The organism is Metapseudomonas resinovorans DSM 21078 (assembly GCF_000423545.1).
GTDB lineage: Bacteria > Pseudomonadota > Gammaproteobacteria > Pseudomonadales > Pseudomonadaceae > Metapseudomonas > Metapseudomonas resinovorans.
In genome coordinates, this window is the sequence record NZ_AUIE01000034.1 from 21,310 (window position 1) to 36,366 (window position 15,057).

The 15,057-nt window shown below is 60.3% G+C and carries 13 protein-coding genes, 2 tRNA genes and 1 pseudogene; 15 read left to right on the forward strand and 1 reads right to left on the reverse strand.

Features of this window, described 5'->3' with window-relative positions:
- Positions 1–166 precede the first annotated feature (166 nt).
- Genes carA through G559_RS0120270 form a run of 5 tightly spaced genes read left to right on the forward strand, consistent with a single transcriptional unit; the run spans position 167 to position 6,118 of the window.
- Positions 167–1,303, forward strand: a complete 1,137-nt coding sequence (carA, locus tag G559_RS0120250; protein ID WP_028629999.1) for a glutamine-hydrolyzing carbamoyl-phosphate synthase small subunit — start codon at positions 167–169, stop codon at positions 1,301–1,303.
- A 26-nt stretch (positions 1,304–1,329) separates the two neighbouring features.
- Positions 1,330–1,980 carry a leucine efflux protein LeuE gene (gene leuE / locus G559_RS0120255; RefSeq protein WP_028630000.1) on the forward strand — a complete coding sequence of 217 codons (651 nt, stop codon included), beginning with the start codon at positions 1,330–1,332 and terminating at the stop codon, positions 1,978–1,980.
- A gap of 19 nt (positions 1,981–1,999) precedes the next feature.
- Positions 2,000–5,221 carry a carbamoyl-phosphate synthase large subunit gene (gene carB, locus G559_RS0120260; RefSeq protein ID WP_028630001.1) on the forward strand — a complete coding sequence of 1,074 codons (3,222 nt, stop codon included), beginning with the start codon at positions 2,000–2,002 and terminating at the stop codon, positions 5,219–5,221.
- Entirely contained in the window at positions 5,218–5,694 is a 477-nt protein-coding gene (greA, locus tag G559_RS0120265) for a transcription elongation factor GreA (RefSeq protein ID WP_028630002.1), read from the forward strand. Before carB ends, greA begins: the two co-directional genes overlap by 4 nt.
- On the forward strand, positions 5,672–6,118 hold the full coding sequence (locus G559_RS0120270; protein ID WP_036997614.1) for a hypothetical protein: 447 nt from the start codon (positions 5,672–5,674) through the stop codon (positions 6,116–6,118). The genes greA and G559_RS0120270 overlap by 23 nt, the downstream gene beginning before the upstream one ends.
- 22 nt (positions 6,119–6,140) lie before the next feature.
- Here the strand turns inward: G559_RS0120270 and G559_RS0120275 are convergent, their stop codons facing one another.
- Positions 6,141–6,455 (reverse strand): YhbY family RNA-binding protein, encoded by a 315-nt coding sequence (locus G559_RS0120275; protein WP_028630004.1) that lies wholly within the window; start codon positions 6,453–6,455, stop codon positions 6,141–6,143.
- Positions 6,456–6,531: 76 nt separating this feature from the next.
- Between G559_RS0120275 and G559_RS29135 the strand changes: the two are divergent.
- The 10 genes and pseudogenes from G559_RS29135 (at position 6,532) to nusA (ending at position 15,045) form a co-directional block, all read left to right on the forward strand.
- Positions 6,532–7,107: pseudogene (locus G559_RS29135) on the forward strand (SAM-dependent methyltransferase).
- A 201-nt stretch (positions 7,108–7,308) separates the two neighbouring features.
- Positions 7,309–9,225, forward strand: coding sequence for an ATP-dependent zinc metalloprotease FtsH (gene ftsH / locus G559_RS0120290; protein ID WP_028630006.1), 1,917 nt, complete (start codon positions 7,309–7,311; stop codon positions 9,223–9,225).
- Between the two features lie 9 nt (positions 9,226–9,234).
- Positions 9,235–10,086 (forward strand): dihydropteroate synthase, encoded by an 852-nt coding sequence (folP, locus tag G559_RS0120295; protein WP_028630007.1) that lies wholly within the window; start codon positions 9,235–9,237, stop codon positions 10,084–10,086.
- A 21-nt stretch (positions 10,087–10,107) separates the two neighbouring features.
- Positions 10,108–11,448, forward strand: coding sequence for a phosphoglucosamine mutase (gene glmM, locus G559_RS0120300; protein WP_028630008.1), 1,341 nt, complete (start codon positions 10,108–10,110; stop codon positions 11,446–11,448).
- 65 nt (positions 11,449–11,513) lie between these two features.
- The gene (gene tpiA / locus G559_RS0120305) at positions 11,514–12,269 is read left to right on the forward strand and encodes a triose-phosphate isomerase (RefSeq protein WP_028630009.1); all 756 of its coding nucleotides are present in this window, start codon (positions 11,514–11,516) and stop codon (positions 12,267–12,269) included.
- Positions 12,270–12,273: 4 nt separating this feature from the next.
- Positions 12,274–12,657 (forward strand): preprotein translocase subunit SecG, encoded by a 384-nt coding sequence (gene secG, locus G559_RS0120310; RefSeq protein WP_028630010.1) that lies wholly within the window; start codon positions 12,274–12,276, stop codon positions 12,655–12,657.
- Between the two features lie 10 nt (positions 12,658–12,667).
- A tRNA-Leu gene (locus G559_RS0120315) sits at positions 12,668–12,753 on the forward strand.
- A gap of 97 nt (positions 12,754–12,850) precedes the next feature.
- A tRNA-Met gene (locus G559_RS0120320) sits at positions 12,851–12,927 on the forward strand.
- A 130-nt stretch (positions 12,928–13,057) separates the two neighbouring features.
- Positions 13,058–13,516: a ribosome maturation factor RimP gene (gene rimP / locus G559_RS0120325; protein ID WP_028630011.1), complete on the forward strand. Its 459-nt coding sequence runs from the start codon at positions 13,058–13,060 to the stop codon at positions 13,514–13,516.
- A gap of 47 nt (positions 13,517–13,563) precedes the next feature.
- Positions 13,564–15,045: a transcription termination factor NusA gene (nusA, locus tag G559_RS0120330; protein WP_028630012.1), complete on the forward strand. Its 1,482-nt coding sequence runs from the start codon at positions 13,564–13,566 to the stop codon at positions 15,043–15,045.
- Positions 15,046–15,057 lie beyond the last annotated feature (12 nt).

Genomic DNA, 15,057 nt, shown 5'->3' on the forward strand with positions numbered 1-15,057 from the left:
CTTTCGGGTGGACCGAAATGACGCATTCCTGTAAACTGCAGCTTTAGTGTGTCCACTAAAAGTTACGCAGAAATGGCTCAGATAAAAAAGCGGGGTGACGGTATCAACGTCATCCCGCTTTTTTACAACCTGCGTTTGCTTCAGCCTTGATCTACGGGAGGTCTTCTTGACTAAGCCAGCCATACTCGCGCTTGCCGACGGCAGCATTTTTCGCGGCGACGCCATTGGGGCCGATGGCCATACCATCGGTGAGGTAGTGTTCAACACTGCCATGACCGGCTATCAGGAAATCCTTACCGATCCTTCCTATGCCCAGCAAATCGTTACCCTGACCTATCCGCACATCGGCAACACCGGCACCACGCCGGAAGACGCCGAAGCCAATCGCGTATGGGCCGCCGGCCTGATCATTCGCGACCTGCCGCTGCTGGCCAGCAATTGGCGTAACAAGCAGTCGCTGCCGGATTACCTGAAAGAGAACGGCACCGTTGCCATCGCCGGCATCGATACCCGCCGCCTGACCCGCATTCTGCGTGAAAAGGGCTCCCAGAATGGCTGCATCCTCGTCGGTGACGACGCCACTGAGGAGAAAGCACTGGAGCTGGCGCGCAGTTTCCCCGGCCTGAAAGGCATGGACCTTGCCAAGGTGGTGTCCTGCGAAGAACGTTACGAGTGGCGTTCCAGCGTATGGAACCTGGAAACCGACAGCCATCCGGAAATCGCTGCCAGCGAGCTGCCCTACCACGTGGTGGCCTATGACTTCGGCGTGAAGTTGAACATCCTGCGCATGTTGGTCGCTCGCGGCTGCCGCCTGACAGTAGTGCCGGCGCAGACTCCGGCAAGCGAAGTGCTGGCGCTGAATCCGGACGGCGTCTTCCTCTCCAACGGCCCTGGTGACCCCGAGCCGTGCGATTACGCCATCCAGGCCATCCGCGAATTCCTCGATACCGAGATCCCGGTCTTCGGCATTTGCCTTGGCCACCAGTTGCTGGCCCTGGCCTCCGGCGCCAAGACCGTGAAAATGGGCCATGGCCACCATGGTGCCAACCACCCGGTGCAGGACCTGGATTCCAGCGTGGTGATGATCACCAGCCAGAACCACGGTTTCGCTGTGGATGAGTCGACCTTGCCGGCCAACCTGCGTGCCACCCACAAGTCGTTGTTCGACGGTACCCTGCAGGGCATCGAGCGCACTGACAAGGTCGCCTTCAGCTTCCAGGGGCACCCGGAAGCCAGCCCTGGTCCGCACGACGTGGCGCCGCTGTTCGACCGCTTCATCGCGGCTATGGCCGAGCGTCGCTGAGACCGCTGAAGAGGCTTGCGAAGATGATGCCGACCTTGGGAATCACCGACCTTTGGACCTATGTCCTGGGCACGCTGTTCATCGTCCTGCTGCCGGGGCCGAACTCGCTGTTCGTGCTCGCCACCGCCGCCCAGCGCGGCGTGGGCGCCGGCTACCGGGCTGCCAGCGCGGTGTTCCTGGGCGATGCGATCCTGATGCTGCTGTCGGCATTGGGGATCGCCTCGCTGCTCAAGGCTGAGCCGATGTTGTTCCTCGGCCTGAAGTACGTTGGCGCGGCTTACCTGTTCTATCTGGGTGTCGGGATGCTGCGGGGTGGCTGGCAGAAGTTGCGCCAGCCGGTCGAGCAAACCGCGCCAGTGAAGGACCTGGACGTCAATCAGCCGTTCCGTAAGGCGCTGCTGCTGAGTCTGTCCAACCCCAAGGCGATCCTCTTCTTCGTGTCCTTCTTCATCCAGTTCGTCGACCCGGGATACGCCTACCCCGGAGTGTCGTTCCTGGTACTGGGTGTGATCCTCGAAGTCATCAGCGCCCTTTACCTGAGTTTCCTGATTTTTTCCGGTGTGCGTCTGGCGGCCTGGTTCCGCCAGCGGCAACGGTTGGCTGCCGGCGCCTCGAGCGGCGTCGGCGCCCTGTTCGTCGGCTTTGGCGTGAAGCTGGCCACCGCAACCCTGTCCTGATTATTGCAACGAGAGTCCCATGCCCAAGCGTACAGACATCAAGAGCATCCTGATCCTCGGTGCCGGCCCCATCGTGATCGGCCAGGCCTGCGAGTTCGACTACTCCGGCGCTCAGGCCTGCAAGGCCCTGAAGGAAGAAGGCTTCCGCGTCATCCTGGTGAACTCCAACCCGGCCACCATCATGACTGATCCGGCCATGGCCGATGCCACCTACATCGAGCCGATCAAGTGGGCGACAGTCGCCAAGATCATCGAGAAGGAGCGCCCTGACGCGCTGCTGCCGACCATGGGCGGCCAGACCGCGTTGAACTGCGCCCTCGACCTCGAGCGTCACGGCGTGCTGGCGAAGTTCGGTGTGGAAATGATCGGCGCCAATGCCGACACCATCGACAAGGCCGAAGACCGCTCGCGCTTCGACAAGGCCATGAAAGATATCGGCCTGGCCTGCCCGCGCTCCGGCATCGCCCACAGCATGGAAGAGGCCTACGGCGTCCTCGAGCAGGTTGGTTTCCCTTGCATCATTCGTCCGTCCTTCACCATGGGCGGCACTGGCGGCGGTATCGCCTACAACCGTGAAGAGTTTGAAGAAATCTGCGCTCGCGGCCTGGACCTGTCGCCAACCAACGAGCTGCTGATCGACGAATCCCTGATCGGCTGGAAGGAATACGAGATGGAGGTTGTCCGCGATAAGAAGGACAACTGCATCATCGTCTGCGCCATCGAGAACTTCGATCCCATGGGCGTGCACACCGGTGACTCCATCACCGTCGCACCGGCCCAGACCCTGACCGACAAGGAATACCAGATCCTGCGCAACGCCTCGCTGGCGGTGCTGCGTGAGATCGGTGTCGAGACTGGTGGTTCCAACGTGCAGTTCGGTATCTGCCCGGACACCGGCCGTATGGTCGTGATCGAGATGAACCCGCGCGTATCGCGCTCCTCGGCCCTGGCTTCCAAAGCCACCGGCTTCCCGATCGCCAAGATCGCCGCCAAGCTGGCCGTCGGCTACACCCTCGACGAGCTGCAGAACGACATCACCGGCGGTCGTACCCCGGCGTCCTTCGAGCCGGCCATCGACTACGTGGTGACCAAGGTTCCGCGCTTCGCCTTCGAGAAATTCCCGAAGGCCGATGCCCGCCTGACTACCCAGATGAAGTCCGTGGGCGAGGTCATGGCCATCGGTCGTACCTTCCAGGAGTCCGTGCAGAAAGCCCTGCGTGGCCTGGAAGTGGGCGTTGCCGGCTTTGATCCCAAGCTGGACCTGAGCGATCCGGAGGCTGAAGGCATCCTCAAGCGCGAGCTGACCGTGCCCGGCGCCGAGCGTATCTGGTACGTCGCTGACGCCTTCCGCGCCGGCAAGACCATCGAGCAAGTCTTCGAGCTGACCAAGATCGACGAGTGGTTCCTGGTGCAGATCGAGGACCTGGTCAAGGACGAAGAGAAGGTCAAGACCCTCGGCCTGTCCGGCATCGACGCCGACCTGATGCGCAAGCTCAAGCGCAAAGGCTTCTCCGATGCGCGCCTGGCCAAGCTGCTCGGTGTGACCGAGAAGAATCTGCGCAGCCACCGCCACAAGCTGAAGGTGCTGCCGGTATTCAAGCGTGTTGATACCTGCGCTGCAGAATTCGCCACCGACACCGCCTACATGTACTCGACCTACGAGGAAGAGTGCGAAGCCAATCCGTCGACCCGCGACAAGATCATGATCCTCGGCGGCGGCCCCAACCGTATTGGTCAGGGCATCGAGTTCGACTACTGCTGCGTACACGCGGCGCTGGCGATGCGCGAAGACGGCTACGAGACCATCATGGTCAACTGCAACCCGGAAACCGTTTCCACTGACTACGACACGTCCGACCGCCTGTACTTCGAGCCGGTCACCCTGGAAGACGTGCTGGAAATCGTCCGCGTCGAGCAGCCGAAGGGCGTGATCGTCCAGTACGGCGGCCAGACCCCGCTGAAACTCTGCCGCGCGCTGGAAGAGGCCGGTGTGCCGATCATCGGTACCAGCCCCGACGCGATCGACCGCGCCGAAGATCGCGAGCGCTTCCAGCAGATGGTGCAGCGCCTGAACCTGCGCCAGCCGGCCAACGCCACTGCTCGCAGCGAAGACGAAGCCCTGGCCCTGTCGAAAGGCATCGGATACCCGATGGTGGTGCGCCCGTCCTACGTACTGGGCGGTCGCGCGATGGAAATCGTCTACCAGGAAGAAGAGCTCAAGCGCTACATGCGCGAAGCGGTGAAGGTGTCCAACGACAGCCCGGTGCTGCTCGACCGCTTCCTCAATTGCGCCATCGAAGTCGATATCGATGCAGTGTGCGACGGCGAAACTGTGGTGATCGGCGCGATCATGCAGCACATCGAACAAGCCGGCGTGCACTCCGGTGACTCTGCCTGCTCGCTGCCGCCGTATTCGTTGCCGCAGCACATCCAGGATGAGATCCGTGATCAGGTCAAGAAAATGGCCCTGGAGCTCGGCGTGGTCGGCCTGATGAACGTGCAGATGGCTGTGCAGGGCGAGGACATCTACGTCATCGAGGTCAACCCGCGCGCGTCCCGTACCGTGCCGTTCGTTTCCAAGTGCATCGGCGAATCGCTGGCCAAGGTCGCTGCCCGCGTAATGGCTGGCAAGAGCCTCAAGGAAATCGGCTTCACCAAGGAAATCATCCCGCCGTTCTTCAGCGTCAAGGAAGCGGTGTTCCCGTTCGCCAAGTTCCCGGGCGTCGACCCGATCCTCGGCCCGGAAATGAAGTCCACCGGTGAGGTTATGGGTGTCGGTGACACCTTCGGCGAAGCCTTCTCCAAGGCCCAGCTGGGTGCCAGCGAGATCCTGCCCAACACCGGCACCGTGTTCATCAGCGTGCGCGAAGACGACAAGCCGATGGTCACCCAGGTCGCTCGCGATCTGATCGAACTGGGCTTCGAGGTGGTCGCCACTTCCGGCACCGCCAAGGTGATCGAGGCGGCTGGTCTGCCGGTCCGTCGCGTGAACAAGGTGACGGAGGGCCGTCCTCATGTCGTTGACATGATCAAGAACGATGAGGTTACCCTCATCATCAACACCACTGAGGGGCGTCAGTCCATTGCTGACTCCTACTCGATCCGTCGTAACGCCCTGCAGCACAAGATCTACTGCACCACCACCATCGCGGCTGGTCAGGCGATCTGTGAGGCGCTCAAGTTCGGTCCCGAGAAGACCGTGCGTCGCTTGCAGGATCTCCATGCAGGAATCAAGGCATGACCAAATTTCCAATGACCGTCCAGGGCGCTCGCGCCCTGGAAGACGAACTCAAGCATCTGAAGACCGTACTGCGTCCGCAGATCACCCAGGCTATCGCCGAGGCGCGTGAGCTGGGCGACCTGAAGGAAAACGCCGAGTATCATGCCGCCCGCGAACAGCAAGGCATGGTCGAAGCGCGCATCCGGGACATCGAGGGGCGTTTACAGAACGCCCAGGTCATCGACGTCGCGGCGCTACCGCGCACCGGTAAGGTGATCTTCGGTGTGACCGTGGACATTGCCAACGTCGAAACCGACGAAACCGTGACCTACCAGATCGTCGGCGACGACGAAGCAGACATCAAGCAAGGCAAACTGTCTGTCAGCTCTCCCATTGCTCGTGCCCTGGTGGGCAAGGAGGAAGGGGACGTGGTGACCGTCAAGACTCCGAGCGGCATCGTCGAGTACGAGATTGTCGAAGTCCGCCACGTTTAAGTCTTCGCCTTTCAGGGCTGGCGCCATCGCCTGGCAGCTGGCCCAGACCTTCTGGGTTGGTGGCCTCTGGCTGCTGCACTTCGTCATGTTACCGGCGTTGGATCAAATCGGTCTGGCGCCGATGCTGGTGGAGGAGGTGGCTGCGAGTCTTCGGCCACTGCTGGTAGCTTTTGCTGGTTTCTGTGCCTTGCTCCAGGCTCTGCTGCTGATCCAGCATGCAGGGCTTGCGCGCCTTTGGCGCGATGCGCGTGCGCAGTTGCTGGCCGCCGTGCTGGCCCTGGTGGTGGTATTCCTACTGGTGCGCTTCTGGGCGCCGGAAGCCTTGTACTGGCTGAACTTCAGCTATCTGCTACTGGCTTTTTGTGGCCTGCTGCTGGTGATCCAGCCTTTGCCAGCAAAGCTGGTGGAGGGCCGGGCGCGCTGAGCGCGCGCCCTTGGCGGGAGACTCAGAGACCGCTGAAGCGGCTGATGTTGGAGAGGTTACGGTTTGGCTTTGGATTGCGGCGATAGACCAACGCCATCTTGCCGATGATCTGGACCAGCTCGCAGTTGCCGGCGGCGCAGAGTTCATCGATCAGGGCGCGGCGGTCATCACGCTCGATGATGCGGAACTGGACCTTGATCAGTTCGTGATCATTCAGCGCGCGCTCCAGTTCAGCCAGCACACCTTCGGTCAGGCCATTTTCGGCCACCGTCAATACCGGTTTCAGGTGATGACCGATAGATTTGTATTGCTTCTTGTGCTCCGGTGAGAGCGCCATAATCAGACCCCTGCGAAAAAAGGCTGGTAGTTTACCCGAGTGATTCCGGGGCGCACAGCCGAACACGAGGTATCCCGTGGCCAGCTCCAAGACTAGTCGTCGTTGGCTGAAAGAAGACTTCGACGACCCTTACATCAAAATGGCGCAGAAGGACGCTTTCCGTTCCCGTGCAAATTACAAGCTGTACGAGAGCCCGGACAAGGACTGAACTCTGCGGTCTGACATGACCGTAGTCGATCTCGGCGCCGCGCCGGGCACTGGGCTCAGGTCACCAGTTGGTATCCTGACAATGAATAGCATTCCCGATGTGACGTTCATTCAGGGGAAATTCAACGAGGATGCGGTCTTCGCCCGGATTCTCGACGCGATAGGCAAACACCCGGAAGGCCTTGTGATTTCCGATTTGGCCCCAATATGAGCGGTGTAAGGGCTGCCGACCAGCCGTGCTCCATGTACTTCCGTGAGCTGGCGCTTGACCGGACGGCCCGCGTCTTGCGATCGGGTGGCATCAAAATCTCCCAGTGGGAAGGTCTTGTTGCCACCACAAGCAAGTGCGGGGATGTTTGGCAAGGTGCATCTGCGAAAACCGCTTTCGTCGCGTGACCGCTCCCGGGAGCAATACCTGCTCGCGCGCGGCTTCCGTGGGGAATAGACTGCTACGGGGACATGAGTCATCGGTCCTCGTCTGCAGGCGGTGGATACTGCAGGGAGACTGCGAGGTCTCATAAAGGGTTACAGACGGCGCCTGCCAGGGGCAGGGGTTGTGTAGTAAGTTAGGCCGGTTAACCACCAGCCGTCATGCGGGGTGCGCTCCAGGAAGGGGCCCGTTCCAGAGGGTAGCTAATTGAACGATATGGCAAAAAATCTGATCCTGTGGCTGATCATCGCTGCTGTGCTTGTCACGGTGATGAACAATTTCTCCAGCCCGAGCGAACCGCAGACTCTTAACTACTCGGAATTCATCGAGCAGGTTAAAGAAGGCAAGGTCGAGCGTGTTACCGTCGATGGCTTCGTCATCACCGGCAAGCGCAGCGACGGCGAATCATTCAAAACCGTTCGTCCGGCAATTCAGGACGGTGGCCTCATCGGCGACCTGATCGATAACAACGTAATCATCGAAGGCAAGCAGCCTGAGCAGCAGAGCATCTGGACCCAGTTGCTGGTTGCCAGCTTCCCGATTCTGGTGATCATTGCGGTCTTCATGTTCTTCATGCGCCAGATGCAGGGCGGCGGCGGCGGCCGCGGTGGCCCGATGAGCTTCGGCAAAAGCAAGGCGCGGCTGCTTTCTGAAGACCAGGTCAAGACCACCTTTGCTGACGTTGCCGGTTGCGACGAGGCCAAGGAAGAAGTCAGCGAGCTCGTGGAGTTCCTCCGCGATCCGGGCAAGTTCCAGCGCCTGGGTGGCCGTATTCCGCGCGGCGTGCTGATGGTCGGCCCTCCCGGTACCGGTAAGACCCTGCTGGCCAAGGCTATTGCCGGCGAAGCCAAGGTGCCGTTCTTCACCATTTCCGGTTCCGACTTCGTCGAAATGTTCGTCGGTGTGGGCGCGTCCCGTGTTCGCGACATGTTCGACCAGGCCAAGAAGCATGCTCCTTGCATCATCTTCATCGACGAGATCGACGCTGTGGGCCGCCATCGTGGCGCCGGCCTGGGTGGCGGTCATGACGAGCGCGAGCAGACCCTCAACCAGTTGCTGGTCGAGATGGACGGCTTCGAGATGAACGACGGCATCATTGTGATCGCTGCGACCAACCGTCCTGACGTTCTGGATCCGGCGCTGCTGCGTCCGGGGCGCTTCGACCGCCAGGTGGTGGTTGGCCTGCCAGATATCCGCGGTCGTGAGCAGATCCTCAAGGTGCACATGCGCAAGGTGCCCATGGGTGACGATGTCGACCCGGGCGTGATCGCGCGTGGTACCCCAGGCTTCTCCGGCGCTGATCTTGCCAACCTGGTCAACGAAGCGTCCCTGTTTGCCGCCCGCGTTAACAAGCGTCTGGTGGAAATGAAAGAGTTCGAGCTGGCCAAGGACAAAATCATGATGGGCGCTGAGCGCAAATCCATGGTCATGTCCGAGAAGGAAAAGCTCAACACGGCATTCCACGAGGCAGGCCATGCCATCGTCGGTCGTCTGGTGCCTGAGCATGACCCGGTCTACAAGGTCTCGATCATTCCCCGAGGCCGTGCTTTGGGCGTCACCATGTTCCTCCCCGAGGAGGATCGTTACAGCCTGTCCAAGCGTGCGCTGACCAGTCAGATCTGCTCACTGTTCGGTGGCCGTATTGCCGAAGAGATGACCCTGGGCTTCGATGGTGTCACCACGGGTGCCTCCAACGACATCATGCGTGCCACCCAGATCGCCCGGAACATGGTGACCAAGTGGGGCCTGTCCGAAAAACTCGGTCCGCTGATGTATGCGGAAGAGGAGGGTGAGGTGTTCCTCGGTCGCAGCGCCGGTTCCCAGCACGCCAATATTTCCGGCGAAACTGCGAAGCTGATTGATCAGGAAGTACGCCGCATCATTGACGAGTGCTACAGCACCGCGAAGAACCTGCTGATCGAGAATCGCGACAAGCTCGACATGATGGCCGAGGCCTTGATGAAGTACGAAACCATCGATTCCGAGCAGATCGATGACATCATGTCCGGCCGCATCGCCCGCGAGCCCAAGGATTGGCAGGGCGGTTCCGGTACTTCTTCCGGCACTCCTGCCCCTCGCGAAGAAGCCAATCGCCCTGAAACCCCCATTGGCGGGCCGGCTGGCGAACACTAAGGCTTGTAGATGAAGTCAGTGCAATACCCGACCCGGTTGCCTTGCGGCAACCGGGTTCTTGATTTGGCCCAGCCGCACGTCATGGGCATCCTGAACGTCACCCCCGACTCCTTTTCTGATGGCGGTCGCTTCAACGCGCGCGATGCCGCGCTGCGTCACGCTGCAGAGATGGTGTCTGCCGGTGCGACCCTGATCGATGTTGGTGGCGAATCGACGCGGCCAGGTGCCCGGCCGGTCTCCCCGACCGAAGAGCTGGAACGTGTGGCCCCGGTGGTGGAAATCCTCGCCCGCGAGCTGGATGTGGTGATCTCGCTAGATACATCCACACCCGCTGTCATGCGTGAAGGCGCTCGCCTCGGCGCCGGGTTGATCAATGATGTGCGTGCACTGCGTCGTGATGGTGCGCTGGACGCCGCCGCTGATACAGGGTTGGCAGTTTGTCTGATGCACATGCTCGGCGAGCCGGGCAACATGCAGCAGGATCCGCAGTACCAGGATGTCGTACGCGAAGTCGGGGAGTTTCTCGCGGAGCGTACGCAGGCGTGCCTGGCTGCAGGGGTTCAGGGTGACCGGATCATCCTGGATCCGGGCTTCGGCTTCGCCAAGACCCTCGCGCACAACCTCAGCCTGTTCAAGCATATGGAGGCGCTGCGCGAGCTGGGGCGCCCTCTACTGGTTGGGGTTTCGCGCAAAAGCATGATTGGTCAGGCGCTGGGGCGGGAAGTCCATCAGCGGCTGTCCGGCGGCCTCGCCCTTGCGGCACTCGCTGTGGCCAAGGGCGCCTGCATTTTGCGCGTACACGATGTCGCGGAAACCGTTGACGCTGTCCGCATGATCGCCGCGGTGCAAGCGGCGGAATAAGAAAACACGGAGCACCCTCTCATGAGCAGAAAGTATTTTGGCACCGACGGTATTCGCGGGCGTGTCGGGCAGTTCCCGATTACTCCGGATTTCATGCTCAAGCTTGGCTGGGCAGCCGGTATGGCATTTCGTAAGCAAGGCAAATGCCGCATCCTGATCGGTAAGGACACGCGAATCTCCGGCTACATGTTCGAGTCTGCCCTTGAGGCCGGCCTGCTGGCAGCAGGTGCCGATGTGATGCTGCTCGGTCCTATGCCGACGCCGGCTATCGCGTACCTGACCCGTACCTTCCTGGCGGATGCGGGTATCGTCATCAGTGCCTCGCACAACCCGCACGACGATAACGGCATCAAGTTCTTCTCTGGCAAGGGCACCAAGCTCTCGGATGAGGTGGAGCTGATGATCGAGGGCCTGCTGGATCAGCCGATGACGGTGGTCGACTCTGCCCAATTGGGCAAGGTGTCCCGTATCAACGATGCCGCAGGTCGTTACATCGAATTCTGCAAGAGCACCACGCCTATCAGTACCGACTTCGCCGGTCTCAAACTGGTGGTCGACTGTGCCCACGGCGCTACCTACAAGGTCGCCCCGAACGTGTTTCGCGAACTCGGCGCTCAGGTGAGCGTGTTGGCGGCGCAACCTAACGGTCTCAACATCAATGACGACTGCGGTTCCACTCATATGGCCAGCCTGCAGGCTGCTGTGGTGGAGCAGAACGCGGATGTCGGTATCGCCTTCGATGGTGACGGTGACCGTGTTCTGATGGTCGATCACACCGGTGCGGTAGTGGACGGCGACGAGTTGATCTACCTGATCGCCCGTGACCTGCATGGTCGCGACAGGCTGAATGGCGGCGTGGTTGGCACGCTGATGAGTAACCTGGGCCTGGAGTTGGGTCTCAAGGAACTTGATATTCCCTTCGTTCGAGCGAAGGTAGGCGACCGCTACGTAATGAGTGAGCTCCAGGCCAATGACTGGACGCTGGGGGGGGAGAATTCAGGTCATATCGTTTGCAGCCATTTCACCACTACGGGGGACGCCATTGTCTCCGCCCTGCAGGTGCTGTTGGCCTTGCAGCGCAGTGGACAGTCCCTGGCAGAAGCGCGTCGGGGCATGCGCAAGTGCCCGCAAGTGCTGATCAATGTGCGCTATGCCGGGGGGGATGTAGACCCGGTCAACCATCCGGCTGTGCAGGACGCATGTGCTCGCGTCACGAACCAGATGGCCGGTCGTGGTCGTGTCCTGCTGCGCAAGTCTGGTACGGAGCCGTTGGTGCGTGTGATGGTCGAAGGCGACGACGAGAAGTTGGTGCGCGGCTACGCAGAAGAGCTGGCGAAAGTCGTGACTGAGGTATGTGCTTGATTTGTCTTGCTAGTTGGATTTCTCTTGGGTAATATCTGCGCCCACTTTGATCGACGAGATAAAGCATGCGCCGACCTCTGGTAGCCGGTAACTGGAAAATGCACGGTACCCGCGCCAGCGTCGCAGAGCTGATCAAAGGCTTGCGCCAATTGGCCTTGCCTGCTGGCGTCGAAGTCGCGGTAATGCCGCCCTGTCTGTACATCAATCAGGTCATTCAAGGCCTGGACGGTAAGTCGATTGCCGTCGGTGCGCAGAATTGTGCGGTAGAGCCGGTGCAGGGAGCCCTCACCGGAGAGGTCGCGGCAAGTCAGTTGGCAGACGTAGGTTGCAGTCTGGTTCTGGTTGGTCATTCGGAGCGTCGCCTGATTCTGGGTGAAAGCGACGAAGTCGTGAGTCGCAAGTTTGCTGCTGCTCAATCCTGTGGTTTGATTCCGGTGCTTTGCGTCGGTGAGACCCGGGAGCAGCGCGAAGCTGGTGAGACGCTCGAGGTTGTTGGGCGTCAGCTGGGTAGCGTGATCGAAGAGCTTGGTGTGGGTGCATTTGCGCGGGCGGTAATTGCCTACGAGCCGGTTTGGGCGATAGGTACGGGGCTGACAGCTTCACCGCAGCAAGCGCAAGAAGTCCACGCGGCGATTCGGTCGCAGCTCTCGGCAGAGAATGCCGAAGTGGCTCGCGGCGTCAGAATTTTGTACGGCGGCAGTGTGAAGGCGGCCAGTGCGGCCGAGTTGTTCGGCATGCCGGATATCGATGGGGGGCTCGTTGGTGGGGCGTCCCTGAATGCGGATGAGTTCGGTGCGATTTGTCGCGCCGCAGGAAGCTGACAAGATGCTGGAAACTGTCGTTATTGTGGTGCATCTGCTGGGTGCGCTGGGTGTTGTTGGCCTGGTGTTGGTTCAGCAGGGGAAAGGTGCAGATGCCGGTGCTTCGTTCGGTTCCGGTGCTTCGGCGACCGTCTTCGGAAGTCAAGGTTCTGCTACCTTTTTGAGTAGAGTTACTGCTATACTCGCCGCGGTTTTTTTCATTACCAGCCTGGGTTTAGCGTACTTTGCTAAAGACAAGGCTGATGCGCTGAGCAATGTAGGTCTGCCGGATCCGGCGGTTCTCGAGGTTCAGCCAAGCAAGCCGGCAGCTGACGATGTGCCGGTGCTCGAAGAGCAGAAGCCAGCCACCCAGTCGGGTGATGTGCCTCAGGCTCCAGAGCAGAAGTAAGGCAAGTTTTGCCGAGGTGGTGGAATTGGTAGACACGCTACCTTGAGGTGGTAGTGGCCATAGGCTGTAGGGGTTCGAGTCCCCTCCTCGGTACCATACAAAGAGATGCCCGCAGTGATGCGGGCTTTCTTCTTAGTGGGATGTTCGGTTGACCATGCAAGGTGCTGGCCGTATACTCTCGCACCAGCTTTGACGCGGGGTGGAGCAGTCTGGTAGCTCGTCGGGCTCATAACCCGAAGGTCGTTGGTTCAAATCCAGCCCCCGCAACCAGTAGTCGCGAAGCCCCTTTTTAGGGGCTTTTTGCTAGCTGGACAGTTGACCTCCGATCACGGATCAGGCGGTTTGAATGGATGGGCGTTTCGCCCATTTTTTATTTGCACAGCATGCGAGAGGCAATCAGGTGTCGAGCAAGCTAGAACAGTTGCAGGCCTTGTTGGCCCCGGTAGTCGAAGCGCTCGGTTATCAGTGCTGGGGCATCGAGTTCCTGTCTCAAGGGCGGCATTCACTGCTGCGGATCTACATCGATCACGAAAACGGCATTCTCGTCGACGATTGCGAGAAGGTTAGCCGGCAGATCAGTGGTGTTCTCGACGTCGAGGACCCGATCAGCAGTGAGTACACCCTCGAAGTATCGTCGCCGGGTATGGATCGACCGCTGTTCACCCTTGAGCAGTTCGCGGCCCATGCTGGTGAGCTGGTTAAGATCAAACTGCGTTCGCCCTTCGAAGGACGACGCAATTTTCAGGGGCTTCTCCGCGGGGTGGAGGAGCAGGACGTGGTGGTTCTTATCGAAGACCGCGAGTTCCTCCTGCCGATCGAACTGATCGACAAGGCCAACATCATTCCCCGTTTTGACTGAGACGCGGATCCCGCGGATCCAATGGATTGCGAAAGGCGAGGCGTACGATGAGCAAAGAAGTACTGCTGGTTGTTGAGTCGGTATCCAACGAAAAGGGTGTACCGGCTGGCGTGATTTTCGAGGCGCTGGAGCTGGCCCTGGCCACTGCTACCAAGAAGCGTTATGAGGACGAAGTCGACCTGCGTGTGGAAATCAACCGCCACAATGGTGTTTACGACACCTTCCGTCGCTGGACTGTTGTCGAAGAGGACGATTTCGAGGATCCGGCTATCCAGCTGACCCTTGATCAGGCCCAGGAACGGGATGAAAACGCCAAGATCGGCGACGTCATTGAAGAGAAGATCGAGTCCATCGAGTTCGGCCGCATCGCCGCGCAGACCGCCAAGCAGGTCATCGTGCAGAAGGTGCGTGAAGCCGAGCGTGCTCAGGTGGTTGAAGCCTACCGCGAGAAGCTGGGCGACATCATCTCTGGCACCGTGAAGAAGGTCACTCGTGACAACGTGATCGTTGATCTGGGCAACAACGCCGAAGCCCTGTTGGCCCGCGAAGACATTATTCCCCGTGAAACCTTCCGTGTCGGGGCCCGTGTGCGCGCCCTGCTGAAGGAAATTCGCACCGAGAACCGTGGCCCGCAATTGATCCTGTCGCGCACTGCGCCGCAGATGCTGATCGAGCTGTTCCGCATTGAAGTGCCGGAAATCGCCGAAGAGCTGATCGAAGTGATGGCCGCCTCCCGCGATCCGGGTTCCCGCGCCAAGATCGCTGTCCGTTCCAAGGACAAGCGTATCGATCCGCAGGGTGCCTGCATCGGTATGCGCGGTTCCCGCGTCCAGGCCGTATCTGGCGAACTGGGTGGAGAGCGCGTCGATATCGTTCTGTGGGATGACAACCCTGCGCAGTTCGTGATCAACGCCATGGCTCCGGCCGAAGTGGTGGCGATCATCGTCGACGAAGATGCCCACGCCATGGACATCGCCGTTGCCGAAGACAATCTGGCCCAGGCCATTGGCCGTGGTGGCCAGAATGTGCGCCTGGCTAGCCAGTTGACTGGCTGGACGCTGAACGTGATGACCGAAGCGGATATCCAGGCCAAGCAGCAAGCCGAAACCGGCGACATCCTGCGCGCCTTTGTCGATGAGCTGGAAGTGGACGAAGAGCTGGCTCAGGTACTGGTTGAAGAAGGCTTCACCAGCCTGGAAGAAATCGCCTACGTACCCATGGAAGAAATGCTCAGCATTGAAGGTTTCGACGAAGAAATCGTCAACGAGCTGCGTGCCCGTGCGAAGGACCGCCTGCTGACCAAGGCCATCGCGACCGAAGAGAAGCTGGCGGATGCCCAGCCTGCCGAAGACCTGCTTTCCCTGGAAGGCATGGACAAGGACCTGGCTGTTGAACTCGCTGTACGTGGCGTTATTAACCGCGAAGACCTGGCCGAGCAGTCGATCGACGACCTGCTCGACATCGACGGCATGGACGAAGAGCGTGCCGGCAAGCTGATCATGGCCGCCCGAGCCCACTGGTTCGAGTAAGTATCGCGGCCT